The 22926-nt window shown below is 38.7% G+C and carries 13 protein-coding genes and 1 tRNA gene; 10 read left to right on the plus strand and 4 right to left on the minus strand.

Going from position 1 to position 22926, the window contains the following annotated elements; all coding sequences use genetic code 11:
• The first annotated feature begins 21 nt into the window (after positions 1-21).
• The 8 genes from GM418_RS14310 to GM418_RS14345 all read left to right on the plus strand — a co-directional run bounded on the left by GM418_RS14310 (position 22) and on the right by GM418_RS14345 (position 14997).
• A complete protein-coding gene (locus GM418_RS14310; protein ID WP_158867446.1) occupies positions 22-579 on the plus strand; it encodes a hypothetical protein in 558 nt (185 codons plus the stop codon).
• A 188-nt stretch (positions 580-767) separates the two neighbouring features.
• A complete protein-coding gene (locus GM418_RS14315; protein WP_158867448.1) occupies positions 768-1784 on the plus strand; it encodes a FecR family protein in 1017 nt (338 codons plus the stop codon).
• A 150-nt stretch (positions 1785-1934) separates the two neighbouring features.
• Positions 1935-5162, plus strand: a complete 3228-nt coding sequence (locus GM418_RS14320) for a SusC/RagA family TonB-linked outer membrane protein (RefSeq protein ID WP_158867450.1) — start codon at positions 1935-1937, stop codon at positions 5160-5162.
• Between the two features lie 10 nt (positions 5163-5172).
• Positions 5173-6777, plus strand: coding sequence for a RagB/SusD family nutrient uptake outer membrane protein (locus GM418_RS14325; RefSeq protein ID WP_158867452.1), 1605 nt, complete (start codon positions 5173-5175; stop codon positions 6775-6777).
• 184 nt (positions 6778-6961) lie between these two features.
• A complete protein-coding gene (locus GM418_RS14330) occupies positions 6962-9142 on the plus strand; it encodes a family 43 glycosylhydrolase (protein ID WP_158867454.1) in 2181 nt (726 codons plus the stop codon).
• 15 nt (positions 9143-9157) lie between these two features.
• Positions 9158-11875: a DUF5695 domain-containing protein gene (locus GM418_RS14335; RefSeq protein WP_158867456.1), complete on the plus strand. Its 2718-nt coding sequence runs from the start codon at positions 9158-9160 to the stop codon at positions 11873-11875.
• 17 nt (positions 11876-11892) lie between these two features.
• A complete protein-coding gene (locus GM418_RS14340) occupies positions 11893-14124 on the plus strand; it encodes a S9 family peptidase (RefSeq protein ID WP_158867458.1) in 2232 nt (743 codons plus the stop codon).
• Between the two features lie 18 nt (positions 14125-14142).
• A complete protein-coding gene (locus tag GM418_RS14345; RefSeq protein ID WP_246222840.1) occupies positions 14143-14997 on the plus strand; it encodes a M90 metallopeptidase family protein in 855 nt (284 codons plus the stop codon).
• A gap of 175 nt (positions 14998-15172) precedes the next feature.
• On the opposite strand, the gene clpX is transcribed toward GM418_RS14345, so the two are convergent.
• The 4 genes from clpX to GM418_RS14365 form a co-directional block, all read right to left on the minus strand.
• Entirely contained in the window at positions 15173-16402 is a 1230-nt protein-coding gene (gene clpX / locus GM418_RS14350; RefSeq protein WP_246222841.1) for an ATP-dependent Clp protease ATP-binding subunit ClpX, read from the minus strand.
• Positions 16403-16404: 2 nt separating this feature from the next.
• Positions 16405-17079, minus strand: a complete 675-nt coding sequence (gene clpP, locus GM418_RS14355) for an ATP-dependent Clp endopeptidase proteolytic subunit ClpP (RefSeq protein WP_158867460.1) — start codon at positions 17077-17079, stop codon at positions 16405-16407.
• 100 nt (positions 17080-17179) lie between these two features.
• Positions 17180-18541, minus strand: coding sequence for a trigger factor (gene tig / locus GM418_RS14360; protein ID WP_158867462.1), 1362 nt, complete (start codon positions 18539-18541; stop codon positions 17180-17182).
• Positions 18542-18626: 85 nt separating this feature from the next.
• Positions 18627-18708, minus strand: a tRNA-Leu gene (locus GM418_RS14365).
• 260 nt (positions 18709-18968) lie between these two features.
• Here GM418_RS14365 and GM418_RS14370 point away from each other — a divergent pair.
• Entirely contained in the window at positions 18969-21014 is a 2046-nt protein-coding gene (locus tag GM418_RS14370; protein ID WP_158867464.1) for a DUF3857 domain-containing protein, read from the plus strand.
• 11 nt (positions 21015-21025) lie between these two features.
• Complete coding sequence (locus GM418_RS14375) at positions 21026-22924, plus strand: DUF3857 domain-containing protein (RefSeq protein WP_158867466.1); 1899 nt, start codon at positions 21026-21028, stop codon at positions 22922-22924.
• Positions 22925-22926 lie beyond the last annotated feature (2 nt).

Below are 22926 nucleotides of genomic sequence, written 5' to 3' on the forward strand. Positions count from 1 at the left end.
ACAAAAGCATATTCCCTGAAAATGAAAGCAACAAACAAACACAGAAGAGAATTTATTAAAAAATCGTGTATCACGGCCACTTGTATTTGTGGATTCGGAAATCTCGCAAAACTGAACGCAAAAGAGAGTAACGAAGATAGAAATTCCTTCCCTCACGATTGGATTTCAAAGATGCTGTTAAATATTGGTGATTTTGCCGAAGAAGAAAAAATTAGTAATACAATTAAAGAATGCTCCTCTGTTCATTTTGATGAATTGAATATGAAAACATTTTTAAGTCCCTATAAAGGCAAACTGGAAGAATTCAACCAGTTTATCAAAAAGGAATGGGGTTGGAATATCTTTTTTGACAAAAATACAGGTGAAATATTCATCGATGAAAACAAGGATTTTTGCGTTTGTCCGCTGGTAAAAAACGGAAACAATACAAAACTACCAGCTCTCTGTTACTGCTCTGAGGGTTTTGCTGAAAGAATGTATTCAGAAGTTTCAGGAAAGCCTGTCGAAGCTCGCGTAACCTCGTCTATTCAACGCGGCGACAAAAGTTGTAAATACCATATAAAGATTCTGGATAATTAAAAAAATAAGCATTGGCTTAATATTATTGAAAAGGGATAATTGGCAGGTCTTTAAACCATATTTTCAATTCGTTAGATTAAGTGTCTGTTTTAAATCATTTTGTTCTTTCCTGGCTTTCTTATGAAGAAAATGTCAGCTAAAGGGGGTAGGGTTTTTAAAAGTATTTTGTACTTCTTATGAACAAGCTTATGAAAGATATAGTCAAAAAATATTTGGAAGGCAAAGCCAATACAAGAGAACAGGCTATGCTGCTCGAATGGCTCCGATACGAGAAAAATCAATCTGTATTTCAGACATATAAACTCGACTGGAAGAAAAACCTGGATGATTCCTGGTTCCCGGAAGAGGGAATTGAAAGTTGGAATGAAATTCAGGCTGCTTTGTTGGAAAAGAGTTTTAAAAGATGGCGTAAATCACAAAAAAAACAGATGTTTTTCAGGTACGCTGCTATTTTCTTTTTTGCTGTAGCAATGAGCAATTTAGTTTGGTTTTTTGTTTCCGGAAGCGACTCAAAAGAAGCTCATGTATATTACAGTAATGTAATTGCCGAAAATGGACATATATCGAAGGTTGTATTGCCCGATGGATCACTGGTTTGGCTGAATTCCGGCTCTCAAATCAGGTACGATAACTTTTTTGGCGCCGAAAATCGAAATCTTATTTTAACAGGCGAAGCTTATTTTGAGGCAAATAAAAACGAAAGAGTTCCTATGGTTGTTTCCTGTGGCGATTTGAAGGTAAAAGTACTGGGAACAAAATTTAATGTAGCATCCTATCCTGCAAATAATACTGTAGATGTGGTTTTGGAACGAGGTGTGGTAGAATTGTTGAGCGATAAATCAGAATCTTTCAGTTATACGATGCAACCGGGAGAACGCGCTCAGTTTGAATCCGAAAACCGGAAGCTGAAAGTTTCGGAAGTCAATACAAGCAAATTTACATCATGGAAGAACGGAATTATTAATATTTACAATCAGTCGTTAAGTGAAGTTATCAAGCGACTTGAAACACGTTACAACCAGGAATTTGCATTTGATGAAAATATCAGCGGCTTCCATTACACCTTTACAATAAAAAATGAGCCTTTGAGTGAAATCATTCAATTGATGGAGAAAATTACACCGGTGAAAGCTGTACAAAAGGAAGATATTATTGTCTTTCACCTCGATAAAAATAAAAATAGAGATGTGCTGAGAGATAAGTAAAAACCGGCGGTGCGGCAACACCTCCGGTTTCCTATCTATCATCGGCAAATGATAAATAAATGTGTAAACTTAATCAGAAGTAAAACTATGAAAAAAATCCGAATTAGAGGAAGGGGCGAGCCTTCCGTTTGGAACAAATGTTTTCGGCTTATGAAATTGACATTTTTGTTCTTATTGATGGGGTTGATGCAGGTTTCAGCAAGCGTGTACAGCCAAACAACAAAATTGACGCTGGATATGCGAAACCGAAAGGTTGTTGATGTTTTGGAAGAAATTGAACGACAATCGGAGTTTCGTTTTGCATATAGTTCTGAGTATATCAACGTTGACAGGAAAGTCACAGTTGAATTAAATGAGAAGACAATTGATGAAATTCTCGGGATCCTTTTTAACGAAGATCGCGTAAAATATGTAGTAAAAGATCGTCATATTTTACTATATCCCCGGGAAATGGAAGGCGAAAATTCCCTCATGGGAAGTCAACAGGGGGCTGTCGTTGGTACGGTAGCCGACGAGAATGGGCAAACATTGCCTGGTGTAACTGTCTTGGTTAAAGGTACAACAAAGGGTACTGTTACGAATATCGACGGAGTTTTTAACATCCCTGCTGTTGAAGAGGGAGACATATTGGTTTTTTCTTTTGTGGGAATGACAACACAGGAAGTTGTTGTAGGGAGCCAAAGAAATATCAGTGTTACAATGATGCCTGATGTGATAGGAATCGAAGAAGTTGTTGCAATTGGATATGGTAGCATGAAAAAGGGTGACGTAACAAGTTCCATTTCATCTGTAAAATCCGAAGATTTTATAAAAGGTGCAGTTAAAGATGCAGCCCAGCTGGTTCAGGGGAAAGTGGCCGGGTTAACGATTACAACACCTTCCGGCGATCCAACGGAAGGAGCACTGATTATGCTTCGTGGACAGTCTTCCATTTTAGGAACTTCAGATCCTTTGGTGCTTGTTGATGGTGTTCCCGGGAGCCTGGAATCAGTTGCTCCCGAAGATATAGAATCAATTGACGTTTTAAAGGATGGTTCAGCTTCCGCTATCTATGGAACACGTGGAACAAATGGGGTGATTATTATTACCACAAAATCAAGTGCGAATAATATGGAGCCTACAATCGACTATACAGGATACGTTTCTGTTGCCTCTATCAATCGTACCCTCGATTTCCTTAATGCAGAACAACTCAGGGAGAAATGGGACGAAGGATATTCTTTTACCGGGGCTAATCTGCAAGACTTTGGAGCAAGTACTGACTGGCTCGATGAGATTACGCGTACCGCAATAAGCCATGTTCACAATCTTGTATTCCGCGGAGGAAATAAAAATACCAATTTGACTGCCTCTCTTAACTATAAAGATAATCAGGGAACTTTTATCCGTTCCGATAATCAAAAATATACTGGTAGAATTGATGTAAATCATACCATGTTCGATGGGAAACTGATCGCAAATATCGGAACGATAGTTAGTGAACAGAAATACTGGACCGGAGGTGACGGGTATAGTTTTAATACCTATGTTTATCGACAGGCGCTTATCCGGAATCCTACAGAACCAATTAAAAATGAAGATGGTAGCTGGTATGAGAGAGACGTGTATTTCTATGATAACCCCGTAGGATATATAAAGGAGTCTGATGGGGAAAACAGATACCGGAATGTTCGTTTTACAACAAGTTTAACTTTCAAACCATTTAGCGGGTTTGATATTAAAGGAATGTATACCCGAAAAGGAAATTCAAATATCAGAGGATTTTATCAGACCAAAAAACATGTTTCCACAACGAAATATGGCTCTGAAGGATATGCTTCGAGAGGGACTGATAATTATGTAGGCAATTATGCTGAGCTGACAGGAAACTACCGTAAAGTCATCGGAGAACATAATTTCTCTGCGATGGTGGGATATAATTACGAGGATAATATGAATGAAGGTTTCTGGGCGAATAACAAGTATTTTCCTACCGATGGTTATACATATAATAATCTCGAAATTGGGAATGGTCTTCCGAAAGGAGAAGCTGGAATGGGGAGTTACAAGAATTCGAATAAGTTAATTGCACTTTTTTCACGTGTGAGTTACACTTTTGCCGATAAATATCTTTTTATGGCAAGTGTACGTAGAGAAGGATCATCAAAATTTGGGAAGGATAACAAATGGGGTTATTTCCCCGGGGTATCAGTAGGTTGGCGTATGAATGAAGAAGGTTTTATGCAAAATGTAGATTGGGTTGACAATTTGAAATTGCGTGCCGGCTTTGGAATAACAGGAACAAATGTTTTAGACTCATACAATTCATTAAGTAGTTTGGACTACAGCGACTATTTTTATTATAATGGAGATTGGGTGCGTAAGTTGGTTCCGGTTAGAAACGACAACCCCGATTTAAGATGGGAGAAAAAAGAAGAAATTAATGTGGGATTAGACTTTGCCTTGCTTAACGGACGTATTGGAGGTTCTTTTGACTTTTACAGGCGATTAACAAAAGATGCTTTGTACAATTACGACGTTCCTACTCCTCCTTATTTGTATGGAACAATTACTGCAAACGTTGGTGAAATTGAAAATAAAGGGTTTGAGGCATTGATTAATATAGTTCCTGTGCGTACAAGCAATTTTGAATGGAATGCAAACTTTACTTATTCAACAAACAAAAATAAACTGGTTTCTCTTTCTAATGAAAAATTTCAGACAACGAATGATTTTTTCTATCCTGGCGACGGATATACAGGAGAACCTATACAAACAACAACCCACATTGTAAAGGTAGGAGAGCCTATTGGTAATTTTTACGGCTTACGAAGTGTTGATATAACCGACGATGGGATTTGGATAATTGAGAAACCCGATGGTACAAGGGTTTCGGCCACCGAATCTTCAACCGACGACCGCCAGGTTTTAGGAAACGGAGTGCCCAAACATTACTTAAGCTGGAACAACTCCTTTAGGTATAAAGGTTTTGATTTAACAATAAATATGCGAGGTGCTTTTTCCTACCAGATTTTGAATTTTTCCCGCATGTTTTATGAAAATCCTACAATCACTTACAATACCTTAAATTCAGGTTATGATAAAGTTTACGGGAAAGCAGTATTGGCTGATGAGCAAAGATATGTGAGCTATTATGTTGAAGATGGCGATTTCTGGAAAATTGATAATATTACTTTGGGTTACACCGTGAATTTAAAAAATAACAATGTGATTAAAAATCTTCGGGTTTACACATCAGGTTTAAATTTGTTAACAATCACGGGATATAAAGGAATCGATCCGGAAGTTAAGCAAACTGGATTAGCTCCGGGTAATGACGACCGGGATAAGTACCCAACGACAAAAACATTCACATTTGGGGTTAATGTAACTTTCTAATCGTACTATTATGAAAACACAATATTTAAAAATAAAAATACCTTTAAAATCAGGGATTACCATACTTGGTTTAATTTTGATTTTGATAACGAGCAGTTGTTTTAATCTGGACGAGGAAGTTTACTCCGAAGTACTTGAAGAAACATTTACTGCTACAGAAGAAGATGTGGTTGCACTTATGGCATCGGGTTATACACCTTTACGTTATATTATGGGGTGGCAAGGTTTATTTGATGTACAGGAAGAACCCGGCGATGTGATTATCACTCCAACAAGACCAAATGGCTGGGACGACGGAGGTACATATAAACGTATGCATTTTCATACATGGGATAATGAACAATGGCAACCTCGAAATACATGGTTAACTGCTTACGAGGCAATTAATAATATAAACAGGGTTATGCTTCAACTTGAAGAAGGCTCATTGCCTGTAACAGATGAACAGGTTTTGGCGTTTAGTTCTGAATTAAGAGCGTTGCGTGCACTGTGGTACTCTATTCTTTGTGATACACACGGAAATATTCCCTTGGTAATAACATACAGCGATGACGTGCCAGAGCAAAGCACCCGTTCGGAAGTGTATAATTTTATCATAGACGAACTAACGGAAGTGATTCCCAATTTAACAGAAACGGTTGATAAAAGTACTTACGGACGTATAACCCAATGGGGTGCTTACCAGCTCTTGGCCAGAATGTATCTGAATGCTGAGGTATATAACGGGGCTGCTGAGTGGGAAAAGTGTATAGAAGCGTGTAATAAAATTATTGGAAGTGGTAATTATACTCTTGAATCAGATTATAAAGACGTTTTCAAAGTCGATAACGAAGATTCAAAAGAAATTGTTTTTGCCATTCCTTTCGATAATATTTATGGAACAGGATGGAATGCACACATGAAAATGCTTTTACCTGATCATCGTTTTGTTTTTAATATGACAGCACAACCCTGGGGTGGCTCAAGTGCTAATCCACAATTTATAAACAGTTACAATCCGGATGACAAACGTTTTGATGCAACATGGCTCCATGGAGACCAAATCAGTGCAATTGACGGAAGTGTGGTCCTGACTCTTGTTAATAAAATGCCCAGTATTTACGGGTGTGAGTTTGAAGAAGGATTCCGCGTTGGGAAATATGAAATAGAAGAAGGTTGCCAGTATTACATGAGCAATGACTTACCTTACTTTCGTTATGCCGATGTATTGATGATGAAAGCAGAATGTTTGCTTCGCACAGGGAAAAGTGACGAGGCTGCAACTTTAGTCACCGAAATTCGTGAACGTTCGTTTGACGACCCTGCAGAAGCTGCTGTTACAGGGGCGGAACTGGAAGGGAATACTACTATCCAGTATGGAACCCTGGCTGAGGATGGAAGTATTGATGATCCGGGAGATCAAACTCCGGTTCAATATGGTCGTTTCTTAGATGAACTTGGTTGGGAATTTGCAGCCGAATTTCGTCGGCGTACGGATATGATTCGTTTTGGGGTTTATCAAACAAAAAGTTGGTATAACCACACACCAAAAGGTGAATACACCGCGCTTTTTCCAATTGGTTTAGAAGAATTAAATACAAATCCTAATCTGGTACAAAACCCGGGTTACGAATAGGAATATAAAGTTCTGCAGATTGTTCTTAACAATCTGCAGAACTTCAAAATTTTATATAAAATTTTCAGTATTGATTTAGCCGGATATCTGGTAGTTTTGTCATTTGCTGACTTATTGAGATTTTTACAAGAAAATTCACACACAATGTGAAAGGATAGGTTGATTGAGTATAAAAATCAAAAAAATGACCAAGCATTCCGTGATATCTGAACTAAAAAAGATCAAGCCCACACTTTTAATATTTTTTGCGGCCGCTATACTGAATTGGTCTTGTGTACAGAAAAAATACACTCCACCGGAAAGGGGCAATCCATTACTTCCCGGATATTTTGCCGATCCAACCATTAAAAAATTTGGTGATACATATTATCTTTATGCAACAACCGATGGTATTAAACTGGCTTCCGGTGAGCCGCAAGTTTGGATTAGCAAAGATTTTGTAAACTGGTACAACTATGAAATGGACATTGAATTACCGGAAGGACTCACCAATTGCTGGGCGCCCGATGTTGTTGAGGGGCGCGATGGACATTACTATTATTTTATGGGAAACTGCCAGTTTGGGTGTAATATCTATGGTTATGTTTCCGACTCACCAATGGGACCTTGGAAACCCATTCACGATGGTGAAGCTGTTGTTCCGGTAGGAACGTCAAAAGAACATCTGCCTGCCCTCGATGCACAATTTTTCAACGACGACAACGGCGATTTGTATTCCTATTTTGGAACATGGTGTACGTCTTTTGGCGGGATGGGCTGGGCAAAATTTAATCCTGATAATTTTGCCATTACAAAGGAAGGTTTTATCCCTATAGAGCAAATTCCGGAAGCCTTTGAAGCTGCATACATGATAAAGCGTGACAGCACTTATTTTCTGATGTATTCAGCAGGTGATTGCCGCTTGGGTAGCTACTCCGTTCATTACGCCTGGTCAAACAGTCCGGAAGGGCCATTTGTATATGGCAAAAACAATCCCTTACTGGTTAGCAACGAGGATGGTACAATTGATGGTCCAGGGCACCATTCCATCTTGAAAGAAGGTGATGATTATTATATTTTGTACCACCGACATGACAATCCGCACAGTACCGGAGGCGAATTCCGTCAGGTGTGTGTCGATAAATTATACTTTTCCGGTAGTCATACCATTGAAAAAATTACTCCTACCCATTCAGGCATAGGTTATATGGGAAAAAGTTCCGTTTCTGCCAGAGACCTCGCCACCGGGGCAAGCGTTTCTGCCTCGTCGTATTATCATCTGAAATCGATGGCGACACGATACACAGATGCTCCTGTCGATTTTGAATACCTGCCGGAATATGCCGTGGACGACAATAATGGCACCATGTGGAAAGCTGCATCGGCAAAATTGCCTCAAACCTTAACCATCGATTTGGGAAAAACAAAAAAAATAGAACGAATCGCTACTCAGTTTGAATATCCCACTTTTTATTATCAATATAAAATTGAAGTTTCAGTTGACGGGACTAACTGGAAACTGTTTGCCGATAAAACCGCTAATAAAAGAAGTGGTTCACCGATGATTGACGATAATCAGGCAAAATGCCGCTTTGTAAAATTAACAGTTACCGGAACCGAAAAATCAGGCATGTTCCCTGCAATTTGGAACATCAAAGTTTACAACAACCGTTTTGAAATTCCTTCTTTTCAAAACAAAGAAGTGATGGACGAAGGCAACACCGAAAGTACAAATTCGTTGTTGGTTGATTTGAATGCAGAAGCTTTACCACAGGGGAAGCTGGATGGTAACTTATTAAATTCAGGGACTTTGGAAGGAGAGTTTTTATCAGAAGGAAATCCTGAAGTTAAAGAAATTCAAAAAGTAAAGGGCTTTTATTTTGATGGGAAGAGCTTTTTGAAACTGGATAAAAAAGCTCCAAAAAGTTTGGATTGGAATTCTTCGTTTACAGCAAGCACCTGGGTTTACAATCCTGAAATCGGGCTTGGAGAATGTTTGGTAGCCTGGAACACACGCAAAAATATGTTACAGTCGTCATATGCTGCGCTAATGTATGGAAAAGGAAATTTCGGAGCTATGGCTCACGGCGATGGAGCCGTTGATCTTCCTTATAAAAATATTCCGGGAAAAGGACAGTGGCACCATATTCTCGTTACCTTCGACGGTATGTTGGAGTCGGTTTACGTAGATGGAAAATTAGATACACAAATACCCATTAGTTTGTTTGTAAAGGCTGACGAAATTTTGATAGGAACATCGGGAGAACCCTCCGAAAATTTCACGGGATATATGTCAAGAGTACAGCTTTATGATAAAGCTTTTTCAGAAGATGAAATTCATGCAGTATTGAAAGAAACAAAACCATTGGGAATTAAACAGGAATAATAAAAAGAAACGATAATGAAATCAAGAAATACGGTTGTAATATTATTGTGTTGGATGTTAAGCTGGAGTTTTTCACCGTCTGCCGCTTTGATTAAGGCACCGCAGAGTCCGGCATCAGATTCACTCAATCTGGAAATGGGATCGGTAAAATTCTCTACATCGGAATTTAAAATTGAGTTGTTAAAATCATCGCAAACTGTTTTGGGGTTGCATCCGGCATCCGAGCCTGATTTCGATTTTACACCCGGAGGCTTCCTTCCACAACGTAAAAAAGCTGGTTTTTATCATTTGGGTGATATTAATTTCAGGCTAAAAGCTGCCGGCGATAAAGAATGGAGCAGTTACTCATCGGCTGCTTCAAGAAAAGATGTAAAGGAAATTGAATCAAGTGATGAGTATGTTTTGGCAGGCTCTGAGCTTTCTCCGCTTTTCCCTGAAAATACGCCTGTAAAAATAAATCGTTACTGGGAAAATCACGACGGGAATATTGTTCTCCGTTTTGAATTCAAAAATATTTCAAAAAAAACATTGGAAATCGGGGCGTTGGGAATACCAATGATTTTTAATAATAACCTCAGCGGGAAGTCGCTCGACGAAGCGCATGCCGAAAATGTATTCTTTGATCCTTACATCGGGAAAGATGCCGGATATTTACAGGTTATCAGGTTAAAAGGAAGTGGTCCGGTTTTGCTGGTGGTTCCTTACGGAGATTCACCCTTTGAGGCCTACAATCCCTTACTCGATGATCCAACCCGGCGCGGAATTACTTTTGAAGGATTTCACGAATGGATGATTCATTCAAAGGCATATGCTGAAACTGAATGGAAAGATGCAACACCATGGAACGAACCCACCTCTTTGATTTTAAAGCCAGGTAAAAGCCATTCTTACGGGGTGAAATTTTTGTTGGCCGATTCGGTGCAGAAAATAGAGAAAACATTAACTGCAAATAAACGACCTGTTGCCGTCGGTATTCCCGGCTATGTTTTGCCGCAGGATGTTAACGCAGATTTGTTTTTGAAGTATGATAAAAAAGTCAAGAAGATTCAGATTGAGCCGGACGGCGCCCTGGAAATTACTAAAAAAGAAAACACGCCAAATGGATGGCAAAAGTATACAATAAATGGTTTGATGTGGGGCAGAGCAAGATTAACCGTTATCTATGCTGACGGACTGCAACAAACAATAAATTATAAGGTTATTAAACCGGAAAAACAGGTGGTTGCCGATAACGGTCATTTTCTCACAACAGAACAGTGGTTTGACAAGCAAAATGATCCTTTTGACCGTTCCCCTTCCGTGATTACATATGATTATGAAACAAAACAAAGGGTTACACAAGACAGCCGGGCATGGATTTGTGGCCTTGGCGATGAGGGTGGTTCCGGAGCCTGGCTGAATGCCATTATGAAACAGTTTGTGGAACCCGATAAGGAGGAGGTTGCCAAACTGGAAAATTTTATTCAGCAAACCCTGTGGGGCGGAATTCAGTACAATGAAGGCAAGCTAAAATACGGAGTAAGGAAAAGTATGTTTTATTATGAGCCCGACTCTATGCCGGCGGGTACGTACAATGACGATGTTAATTTTGGAACCTGGGCAGCCTGGGACAAAGAGCATGCCATGTCGGTAGGACGTTCATACAATTATCCGCATGTTGCTGCTGCGCATTGGGTAATGTACAGGTTATCCCGGAATTATGAAGGTCTGGTGACACAGAAAAACTGGGATTGGTATTTGTTAAATGCATATCAAACGTCAATGGCCATGGTAGAACTGGCACCTTATTATGCTCAGTTTGGACAAATGGAAGGCTCTATATTTATTCATATTCTGGAAGATTTAAAAACTGAAGGATTATGGGAATATGCGCGCAAACTGGAAGGGAAAATGAAAGAACGTGCAGATCATTGGGCAACGCTTAATTATCCTTTTGGAAGTGAAATGCCTTGGGATTCCACCGGGCAGGAAGAAGTTTACATGTGGTCGGATTATTTTGGTCTTGATGATAAGGCAGAAACAACACTAAAAGCCATCTTGGCTTACATGCCAACTATTCCGCACTGGGCATACAACGGGAATGCACGCCGGTACTGGGATTTTCTTTACGGAGGAAAACTTTCGCGTGTGGAACGACAGATTCACCATTACGGGTCAGGGCTAAATGCCATTCCGGTTTTGAAGGAATACCGGGAGAATCCCGATAATTTGTATCTACTCCGCGTTGGCTACGGAGGAGTTTTAGGAACACTTTCGAATATAACAGAGGATGGATTTGCTCCTTGTGCTTTTCATTCGTTTCCTTCAACTTTAAAAAATGATGGTATTTCGGGGGATTACGGGCCAGGTTTTTACGGTTATGCAGTAAATTCTTCAACTTTTATTACGCATGACGAGGAGTTCGGTTGGCTTGCTTTTGGCGGGAACTTGAATGAAGATGATGGTGTTGTTAATGTGGAACTGACTACAGCGGCAAAATCGCGTGTTTTTATTTCGCCGCTAAAATTATGGCTAACGCTCGAAGCCGGAGAATTTAAGTCGGTTTCCTATAATCAAAATAACGGCGAGGTGAGTTTCGAGTTAAAAGAAGCAAATGACTTTACACCCAAAGCCTATTTAAAAATAGAAAGTTTTGGAGATAGTGAGCCTAAACCAGAATCTTATTCAAAAAACGCACGGAATCTTTATGAAATTCAGTTAGAGGATTCGCCATTAAAAGTAAATCTTAACTAGAAAAAATGAATAGTTTCATGTCACGTATTATTTTAAGTTTTGTACTTTTTTTTGTCTTGGAAACACAGGCCCAGGTAACAAGGGAAGACTATGCACGCGCTGATTCGGTGATGAAACTGTCGGACCTTGTTTATAACCAGGTTTCAAATGTGAACTGGATTGATTCTACTCCAATTTTGTGGTACGTAACCAAAACCAGAAACGGTGTGGAATATACTTTTGCAGATGCTCAAAAGAAAACCAAAAAATCGGCATTTGATACTGAACGGCTGGCTGAAGCAATTAACAAACTTCTTGATAAAAAAGAAACAAAACAGTCTCTTCGTCTGGGCGATTTAAAACCGGGAACCCGAAAAAACAGCTTGCAATTTTCGTATGATAATGCTTTCTGGACATTTAACACAAGAGATTATACGCTTCAAAAAGATTCAGTTATAAAACCACAGAAACGTCGGGGATACTGGGGAGGTTCTTTTGATGAACTGGGGAACGATCCTGTACCTTCTCCGGATAGCGTTTGGACAGCTTTTATCAAAAACTACAATGTTTATGTAAAAGACAAAGATGGGAAAACACACCGGTTAAGTTACGATGGTTCGCCGGGCGAGTACTATTCATCCTACTTTTTCTGGTCTCCTGATTCTAAAAAACTGGCTGTTAATAAGGTTCGGAAAAATGAGCCGCGCGAGATATTTTTTGTAGAATCGGCACCCGATTCACAACTTCAACCTGAGTTGCACAAACGAAATTATCTGAAACCCGGCGATGCTCTCCCCATTAAACATCCATCGTTGTTCGATGTGGAAAACTTAAAACAAATTCCGCTAGATAGCAAAGCTTTTGAATTTCAGTATAGTCTTTCCAATCCGAAATGGAATAAAGTAGGATCCGCGTTTACTTTTGAATACAACCAACGGGGGCATCAGGTTTATCAGGTTGTAAATGTAGATGCAGAAACAGGAAGAACACAAGTTATCATTGAGGAAACAAGCAAAACGTTTATCGATTACAGTGGCAAGCGCTATCGCTACGATTTGGAGGACAGCAATGAAATAATTTGGGCCTCGGAACGAGATGGCTGGAATCATTTGTATCTGTTTGATTCGAATACAGGCAAACTAAAAAAACAGATAACCAAAGGAGAATGGGTGGTTCGTGATGTATTGCATGTGGATAAAAAGAACGAGACAATTTATTTTTATGGTTCTGGCAAAAACGACGATGAAGATCCCTATTTTAAACATTGTTACAAGATTCATTTTGATGGCAGCGGACTACTGGATTTGACTCCTGAGAAAATGGAGCATGATGTCACTTTTTCAAAAAACTTCGATTATTTTACGGATACCTATTCAACAGTTGAAATTCCTCCTGTAACCGTTTTGCGCAATGCTGAGGATGGCCAAGTAGTTTTAGAGCTGGAAAAAGCAGATATTGATGACCTAAAAGAAAAGGGATGGATTGCACCGGAGCCTTTTGTCGCAAAAGGGCGCGATGGCAAAACAGATATATGGGGAAATATTTATCGTCCAACAAATTTTGACAAAAATAAGTCTTACCCGGTTATCGAATACATTTACGCAGGACCGCAAGGTTCGTTTGTACAGAAAAGTTTCCGACCTGTTAGTTATACATTTTCGGGACTGGCCGAACTGGGATTTATCATTGTTCAAATGGATGGAATGGGAACCTCTAACCGTTCCAAAGCTTTTCACGATGTTTGCTGGAAGAACCTGAAAGACGCAGGTTTTCCCGATCGTATTCTTTGGATGAAAGCTGCGGCAAAGAAATACAAATACATGGATATTGCTCGTGTTGGTATTTTTGGCGGATCAGCCGGCGGACAAAATGCATTGGCGGGTTTACTTTTTTATCCTGAATTCTATAAAGCAGGTGCTGCTTCCTGTGGATGCCATGACAACCGAATGGACAAAATGTGGTGGAATGAGCAATGGATGGGCTATCCTGTTGGTCCTCAGTATGAAGAATGTTCCAATGTGGTAAATGCAAAAAACCTGCAAGGCCGTCTTCTGTTGATTGTCGGAGAGGTGGATGATAATGTCGACCCGGCTTCTACCATGCAGGTGGCCGATGCACTGATTAAAGCAAAAAAGGATTTCGAACTCGTTGTCCTTCCTGGTGTAAATCACACTTTGGGCGGTGAATATGGCGAGCAAAAACGCCGCGATTTTTTTATACAAAATCTGTTAAACAAAAAAACTCCTGACTGGAATACGGTACCGAAATAAAATACATTCAATAAAAAAATGAAAAAACCTGTCTTTAAAAAAATAGTAACTTTTCTTTTGGTAATTTTTGCGGGAAGCTTTTTCGCGTTGGAAATGCTGGCCGGTACTCCAATTGAAAGAAATAAAAATAGCGATGGAGAATATCTAATTTCTGCACCTCCTGAAGAATTGAATCTAGATCCTTTTTATAAAAAATATGCTAAGGTGAACGGGATTCATATAATGAGTTCTAACCGGGTACCTGATTCAGCATTTGTAGTGGCTTGCGCGATAGTTGATTTTATGACCGGCGGACTTCCTGAACCGGTGTTAAATCAAATGGTTAAGCTGAAAACAAGAGTGGGTATTATGGCACGTTATGAAGGAACCACTGATATTCCCGAACACGCTTATTTGGTTAACGATACCATGTTAAACTGGGATGTACGTGCGAGAGGCTTAGGTGGAACAGTACATTTGCCCTTAACTACGTGTGCAGAAGAAAATTTGCTTTGCTATCAGATTGATAAATACTACGCTGAGGATATTTTAATTCACGAGTTTTCCCACACCATTCATGGCGTTGGAATCATGCCCATCGATTCCGCTTTTAACGGTTTGTTGCAGGAAAAACTCGATGCAGCTATAGCACAGGGGAAATACAAAAATACATACGCCGCAACCAATATTTGGGAATATTGGGCTGAAGGAGTACAAAACTGGTTTAATGTAAATGCCGAAGTGAAACAGCCTGACGGAAAACATAATTGGGTAAATACACGGGAAGACATGAAAAAATACGATCCGGATTTGTATGAGATTGTAAGTCGCTATTTTCCCGATTCTGAAACAAGTCCTTCTTGTCACGGTGCAGCGAATTTATATATCGAATAGGTCGGGTTTTTTGCTCAGGTGAAATAACGAAGAGCGATGGAATATTGATTTAAGTTCGGATTTATTTATAAGTTGATTTCTAATTGAAGACGGGGTGATTTTTCATCCCGTTTTGTTTTTAAGCAAAAAAGGAGTCAATTTTGACTCCTTTTTTATATTATCATTTGAAATATTTCTATCCGGCTTTTAAGCGTTGACTTGAGCGGAGTAATTTTTCCTCGGCATATTCTTTCGAGATTGTAAGCACATCTATCTTTTCCGAGGGAGAGTCAAACATCGCATCATTCATAATACTTTCGCAAATCGAACGCAATCCTCTGGCTCCCAGTTTGAATTCAACTGCTTTTTCAACTATAAAATGTAAAGCATCTTCCTCAAATTCGAGTTTAATATCATCAATCTGGAATAATTTTTTGTATTGTTTTATAACCGAGTTTCTGGGCTCTGTTAAAATTCTTCGTAAAGCTTCCGCATCAAGTGGATCCAGATGAACCAAAACCGGTAAACGTCCAATAATTTCAGGTATTAATCCAAATGATTTTAAATCCTGAGGTGAAATATACTGTAAAAGATTTTCACGTTCAATTCTGTCTGTTTCCTTGGCAGCACTATAGCCTATTACTTTTGTATTTAAACGGTTTGCGATTTTTCGTTCAATACCATCAAACGCTCCGCCGCATATAAACAATATATTTTTGGTGTCAACCGGTATTAATTTTTGTTCCGGGTGTTTACGTCCGCCCTGGGGAGGAACATTAACAATTGACCCTTCCAGTAGTTTTAACAGCCCTTGCTGAACGCCTTCTCCTGAAACATCACGGGTTATCGACGGGTTATCACTTTTACGCGCTATTTTATCAATTTCGTCAACAAATACAATTCCACGTTCAGCTGCCTCAACATTATAATCAGCGGCCTGTAAAAGCCGTGTCAGTAAACTTTCAATGTCTTCGCCAACATATCCCGCTTCTGTCAGTACGGTTGCATCCACAATTGTGAATGGCACGTGCAACATTTTTGCAATGGTTCTCGCCAGTAATGTTTTTCCTGTGCCTGTTTCTCCAACAAGGATAATATTGGATTTTTCTATTTCCGTTTCATCATCATCAAAAGGTTGGGTAAGCCTTTTGTAATGGTTATAAACCGAAACCGAAAGAATTTTTTTTGCCTGGTCTTGTCCTATTACATACTGGTCGAGAAATTCTTTAATCTCTTTGGGTTTCAGTAATTTTGCCCCGTCGAGGTCAAAAGAACTGTCTTTTTTTATTTCTTCCTGAATAATGGAGTGCGCTTGTTCGGCACAACGGTCACAAATATGTCCGTCGATACCCGCAATCAGAAGATTAACCTCTCTTTTCTCGCGGCCGCAAAAGGAACACTTATCCATTTTATCTTTACCTGCCATCTTTAATTATTTCGAAGTAAAATTTCGTCGATCATTCCGTATTTTACTGCTTCTTCCGAAGTCATCCAATAATCCCTGTCGGAATCCTTTTCAACTTGTTCATACGATTTTCCGGAATGTTCAGCAATAATCATGTATAGTTCTTTTTTAATTTTTAATATTTCACGCGCCGTAATTTCAATGTCGGAAGCTTGTCCTTGTGCTCCTCCCATCGGCTGGTGAATCATGATTCTTGAATGTTTTAACGCAGAACGCTTGCCTTTTGTTCCGGCTGTTAATAAAACAGCACCCATCGAAGCTGCCATTCCTGTACAAATGGTTGCTACATCTGCCGTTATATATTGCATGGTATCGTATATTCCAAGGCCGGCGTGTACTGATCCTCCCGGGGTGTTAAAATAAATCTGAATGTCTTTCGACGGGTCTGTCGACTCCAGAAATAGCAATTGAGCCTGAATAATATTGGCAACAGTATCGTCAATCGGTACGCCCAAAAAGATAATCCTGTCCATCATCAATCTTGAGAATACATCCATGGATGCAACGTTTAACTGACGTTCCTCAATAATTGTCGGAGAAATATAACTCCCGTACATTGAGGAATATCTTTCCATTGTTAAACTGCTTATCCCTTTATGTTTTGTTGCGTATTTTTTAAATTCGTTATGGTCTTTCATGATAATAAAACTAATATAAAAAAAATAACTTTGTAATACTCGTTTTAATAACGGGTTACAAAGTTACAAAAAAGTTTTTTGCTGAATGTTTCAGCAAACTTTATTTCATCATTTCATTAAATTCTTCCTGCGAAATTTCTTTTTCCTGAATATTGACTTTTTCTTTTACAACCTCAATAACTTTGTCTTCATAAAGTTTTTTGTAAATGCGTTCGCTTTCTTCAGGTTTCTCCATTATCATCTTTGCAAACGATTCCAGCTGTTCTGCAGGAACATCGTGGATGCCATACTGACTGTACTGTGCACGCGCCATTTGTTTGGCAAAATCCTGTGTCTCTTCAGGTGTAACTTTTAACTCGTTTTCTTTGATTATCGAATCTTTAATTAACTGCCACTGCAAATCTTTGATAAAATATTCAAATTCGTTTTCAATTTGTTCCTCAGTAACGTCTTTATTATCCTTGTTCGCTGCAATCAACCAGCGTTTAAGAAAGGTCTCGGGAAGTTCAACTTTTATTTTTTCAAGCAGTGTGTCGCGTGTGTCAACTGTAAATTTCTGATCAGAAGAATAAACCAGATTGGCTGCTATTTCTTCTTTTATTTTATTTCTGAAATCTTCAACGGTATTAATTTCTGTTTCTTCACCGTACACTTTTTTGAATAACTCCTCGTTTATTTCCGCTTTTTCAAACTGAAGAATTTCGGTGATGGTAAACTTGAATTCGCTGTTTAGTTCGTCTGCTTCCTCGTGTTTTATGTTTAACATGTGGCCCACTTCGTGGCGGTTGTCAAAAGCCTTTACCGGGTCGAAAACCAAAGTGTCGTCTTTTTTCCGGCCAACAAAAGCATTTTTGATTTCTTCATCTTTAATCATGTCAACTCCCAAAAGAACACCTGTGGGCTGGATTCCATCTTCAACCGGCTCTCCGTTTTCATCCAGCTGAACAAAATCACCGCGTACCGAACTGTTATCCTTTACTTCTTCAACCGGAACATTTTGTCCCAATTGCGATGCTACCATGTCAACCTGTTGGTCGATCATTTCTTCTGAAACAGCAATTTTGTAGTAGTCGTATTTACTTCTTTTGTCAAGCGTAACTTTAACTTCCGGTGCCAAAGCAATGTCAAAGACAAATTCAAAATCTTCATCTGTATCCCAGTTGATGCTTTTTTGCTGTTCTTCGTTTGGAAGTGGTTCTCCCAGAATGTTCAGTTTTTCTTCAACCAGGTATTTAGATAAACTTTGCGAAAGGACTTTGTTTACCTCTTCTACAAGAACCGCAGTTCCAAATCTTTTTTTAATAAGTCCTGCCGGAACTTTCCCCGGTCTGAATCCGGGAACAGATGCTTTCTGACGGTAATCTTTTAACGTATCGTTAACAGCTTTTTCATAATCAGCTTTTTCAATCCCAACTTTAAGTACCGCATTTACATCGTCGATATTTTCCCTGGTGATGTTCATAATTGATAAAAATTAAATTCAAATGCCTGTATGTAAATAACCGCCAACACTTACCTGTAAAGGAAGGTCGGCGGCTTTTTATTTGTGCGGACGAAGGGACTCGAACCCCCACGCCGTATGGCACTAGATCCTAAGTCTAGCGCGTCTACCAATTCCGCCACGTCCGCAAATTGCGGCGCAAATGTAATTATTTTTTTTTAATAGGAAAAATAAATTGCAATAAGTTGAAGGTTCTTTTTATGTTGATATATGTGTGTGATTTTTATTTTGTTATGATTTCTTTTATTGATACTGAGAGGTGTTTCTTTTCGACAGGTTTATATTTTATGGGATGATATAAAACATCTTTGTTCGTGCGGATATGACGTTTTTAATAAGTATTTTCGATAGCAAAATCATAATACCAAACATATTAAAACCAAAAATCATGTTTAAAATTAAGCCTCAGTACATCATCTTATTGTTTTTTTTGATGATCGGAAATGTTTTGTTTGCCCAGGAATTACCTAAATTTAAATTTGGGAAAATTGGCAAAGAAGAATTGGAAATTAAAACTTGTAATATTGACACCTCTGCACATGCTTTTTTCCTTTTTGATGTTGGTGAATCCCGCATTGAGTACACACAGTCAATAGGTTTCCAGATAAAATTTACAAGGCATTGTGCGATTAAAATTTTGACAAAATCGGCTTATGACTATGCAAGTTTTAAAATACCTGTTTATGAAGCGTCATCGAGTCGTGCAGAAGAAAAGGTTACTAAAATAAAGGCGGTAACTTATAATCTTGAAGAAGGGAAAGTCAGAGAGACCGACCTGGATAAAAAAGATATTTTTACAGAAGAGGAAGATGAGAACTGGAGTAATGTAAGTTTTACGATGCCTAACGTTGTAGAAGGTTCTGTGATTGAAGTTGAATATTCTTTAGCATCCGATTTTTTGTGGAATCTACCGATGTGGAGGTTTCAATATGAAATTCCGTCGAAATGGAGTATCCTGGAGACTACTATTCCGGAATATTTTAATTACAGTAAAGAAATGAAAGGTTATGTCCCCTTATATGCCCAGGAAAGCGCATCGAAAAACGATAAAATTATTTTTAACACTATTACCAGGCAATCAAACGGAGGTTTTAGCGGCGTATCTCATCAATACAGCAACGACCAGGTTGATTATATTTGCTATTCTGAAATTTTTGCATCAAAAGATATTCCTGCCTTTAAAAGTGAAGCATATATTGATGCGATAGAAAATTACACCTCGGCTATTATTTTTGAATTACAGTCAACAAGATTTCCGAACCAACCGGTAAAAACATATACAACTACCTGGGAGGAAATTGGGAAAAGCCTGATGCAGGATGATGATTTTGGGAAACAACTAAATGCTGTTAAAGCAGCCAAAGATATTGTTGCAGAATTGGGGTTGGATGGACTATCAAATAGGGAGAAATCAAAAAAAATATTTGAGTACGTGAAGAATTCAACAACATGGAATGAAGGATATACCAAATTTTGCAGCAACGTGAAACAGGTTTTTAAAGAAGGAGTGGGAACCAGTGGTGATATTAATATGATGCTGATTAATCTTCTTGACGCTGCCGGCATAGAAGTGCACCCGGTTTTACTTAAAACGAGATATGCCGGAAAATTGCCTGTCTTTCACCCTTCGTTATCGTCACTCAATTATCTCATAGCAGCAGTAAAAATTGATAGTGAAACTTATTTGCTTGATGCCACCGAAAAAGAAGTCCCCTTTGGATTAATTCCTGAAAGGTGCATAAACGATAAAGGTCTTTTGGTTTTTGATGATGGAAAATTTGAGTGGCTTGATTTGAGTTCAAAAAGTTACTCGACGCATACCGCCTTTGGAGAAATTGCCATCAATGAAGATGGGGAACTGGATGTAAAACTAAATAACAGGCGCAACGGATATCTTGCTTTCGACCGGCGACAGAGCCTGGATATGGACAAAGATGAAATTATTGAGAATTTTGAAAAAGACCATACCGGATTTTTTGTCGAAGATTACGAGATAACCAATTTGGATAAATACGAGGAATACCTTCAGGAAGAAATAATTGGAGCTGTTAGCGATAAAACTACCGTTGCCGGAGACATGATGTACTTTAATCCGTGCTTGTTTGAGAAATTCGATGAGAATCCGTTTAAGCTTGAAGAACGAAAATACCCGGTAGATTTTGCTTATCCGTTAAATAACAAATTAACATTTTCGTTTACTGTGCCCGAAAATTGGACGGTTGAAAGTATTCCTGAAAATATAACGATGGGATTGCCCGACAATGCAGGAAAATTCCTTTATAGTATTCAACAGATGGGAAACAGAATTATTTTTAACCAGTCGTTAACTATCTCCAATTCAATATTTCTCCCCCAGCAATACAAGAGTCTTAAAGAGTTTTTCAGGCTGCTTGTGGATAAGCAAAATGAACAAATTGTTTTGAAGAAAATTTAATCTTACCCAATATGAAAGTTATTCCCTTTTTGCTGCTTTTTTTATCTTTTATTGTTGGTAAGGCGAATGAGGTTTCGTTCGGGGCTTCATTAATTTCAGATTCTTTGATGGAAAATGCCAACGCTGTAATTCGCTACGACAGTATTTCTTATCATTTAATAAGCCCGGGAAAAGCTGTATTGAAGCGACATAAAGTAATTACTATTTTAAACGAACACGCCGAAGGACTAACAGAAATGTATGTTCTGTACGACAGAAACAGCAAAGTCACTTCTTTTTCCGGTGAAGTTTTGGACGCGCATGGAGAACGGATAAGAAAAATAAAAAAAAATGATATTACAGATAATAGTTTGGTTGGAAGTTATACACTTTTTCAGGATGACCGTTATTTGAGTTTTGACGGTTTACATCATTCTTATCCTTATACTATTGTTTCCGATTATGAGATTGCGTATGACGGAATTGTTAGTATAAACCGGTGGATGCCCATTCCCACTTATAAGGTCTCCGTTGAAAAATCGGTGTTTACAATTATTTCAGAAGATCATCAGAAAATAAATTTTAAACCGGTTAATCTACCACAGGAACCTGAGTCGGAGGAAAAAGAAAATTCTACTGTGTATCATTGGAGAGTCATCAACAAAAAAGCCCTGGAAAGGGAGCCTTACTCTCCTTCAGTTACAGAAATATTTCCTGTGCTATGGAGTACTCCCGAAAAATTTGAGTTTGAAAATACTTCCGGAGAGTTTAAAAGTTGGGATAGTTTTGGACAATGGAAATGGAATTTGATTGAAGGAAGACAGGAGGTTTCCGAGAAGACAAAAAATGAAGTTTTGGAACTCATCAGGAATGCAACAAACGACAAAGCAAAAGCCCGGTTGATTTATGAATACTTTCAAAACAAGACACGTTATATCAGTATTCAGTTAGGAATCGGGGGGTGGCAACCTTTCCCGGCCCTGGTTGTTGACGAGGTCGGTTATGGAGACTGTAAAGCGCTATCGAACTACATGATTGCACTTTTGAATATAGCTGGTATTCATTCAATATATTCCGTAATCGGAAATGGAGATTCAAAAATAAAGTTTCCCGATTTTCCATCCATGGGGCAGGCAAACCATGTAATTGTTTGTGTTCCTTTTGAAAGCGATACAACCTGGCTGGAATGCACAAGTCAGGAGTATCCTTTTGGTTATATCGGCACCGGCAATAACGACAGATACGTACTTTTAGTTACCGAACAGGGAGGGAAGCTTGTAAAAACACCGTCGCTGGATAAAGATGTAAATCTGCAAATCAGGAAAGCCGAAGTAAAATTGGATAGCGAAGGAAACGCGAAAGCCATGGTGTCAACAGAGTTTTCGGGTTTGCAGTATGGTAACCGGAATTTTATTCTGAGCGAAAGTAAAGAGGAGCAACAAAAATGGTATTTGAAAAATATGGATTTCAATTCTCCGAAATTAAATTCTTTTAGGGTTCAGGAAAAAAATCATAATTCACCTGTAGTCGAAGAAGAATTGGATTTATTTTTGCCTTCTTATTCAACCGTTTCGGGAACAAGGATGTTTTTAAAACCAAATCTTCTGAATTCGTTTTCGAGACCACCTAAAAGAGTAAGAGACCGAAAATTTCCTTTTGAAAGGGAATTTGCATACACTGATATTGATTCTGTTATTTATACTATTCCCGACGATTTTGTTTTGGAATCTTCGATGAACGACACTTCTCTTGATACTGAATTCGGTGCATACAGTATCAGTGTTAAAATTGATGAGAGCAGTTTGGTGTATGTACGCAAGGTAATTATGAACAAAGGACACTGGCCGGCAGAGAAATATGAAAATTTCCGGTCGTTTTTAAACCAAATGTATAAACTGGATCAGGGAAAAGTGGTTTTTGTTAAAAAGTGAGC

Source organism: Maribellus comscasis (assembly GCF_009762775.1).
GTDB lineage: Bacteria > Bacteroidota > Bacteroidia > Bacteroidales > Prolixibacteraceae > Draconibacterium > Draconibacterium comscasis.

Bases quoted from the DNA above. Each gene is read 5' to 3' on its own strand.
- tig (WP_158867462.1), bottom strand. From the start codon at position 18,541: ATGAACATCACCAGGGAAAATATCGACGATGTAAATGCGGTACTTAAA.
- GM418_RS14310 (WP_158867446.1), top strand. From the start codon at position 22: ATGAAAGCAACAAACAAACACAGAAGAGAATTTATTAAAAAATCGTGT.
- GM418_RS14315 (WP_158867448.1), top strand. From the start codon at position 768: ATGAAAGATATAGTCAAAAAATATTTGGAAGGCAAAGCCAATACAAGA.
- GM418_RS14335 (WP_158867456.1), top strand. From the start codon at position 9,158: ATGAAATCAAGAAATACGGTTGTAATATTATTGTGTTGGATGTTAAGC.
- GM418_RS14330 (WP_158867454.1), top strand. From the start codon at position 6,962: ATGACCAAGCATTCCGTGATATCTGAACTAAAAAAGATCAAGCCCACA.
- GM418_RS14370 (WP_158867464.1), top strand. From the start codon at position 18,969: ATGTTTAAAATTAAGCCTCAGTACATCATCTTATTGTTTTTTTTGATG.
- GM418_RS14345 (WP_246222840.1), top strand. From the start codon at position 14,143: ATGAAAAAACCTGTCTTTAAAAAAATAGTAACTTTTCTTTTGGTAATT.
- GM418_RS14320 (WP_158867450.1), top strand. From the start codon at position 1,935: ATGAAATTGACATTTTTGTTCTTATTGATGGGGTTGATGCAGGTTTCA.
- GM418_RS14325 (WP_158867452.1), top strand. From the start codon at position 5,173: ATGAAAACACAATATTTAAAAATAAAAATACCTTTAAAATCAGGGATT.
- GM418_RS14375 (WP_158867466.1), top strand. From the start codon at position 21,026: ATGAAAGTTATTCCCTTTTTGCTGCTTTTTTTATCTTTTATTGTTGGT.
- clpP (WP_158867460.1), bottom strand. From the start codon at position 17,079: ATGAAAGACCATAACGAATTTAAAAAATACGCAACAAAACATAAAGGG.
- clpX (WP_246222841.1), bottom strand. From the start codon at position 16,402: ATGGCAGGTAAAGATAAAATGGATAAGTGTTCCTTTTGCGGCCGCGAG.
- GM418_RS14340 (WP_158867458.1), top strand. From the start codon at position 11,893: ATGTCACGTATTATTTTAAGTTTTGTACTTTTTTTTGTCTTGGAAACA.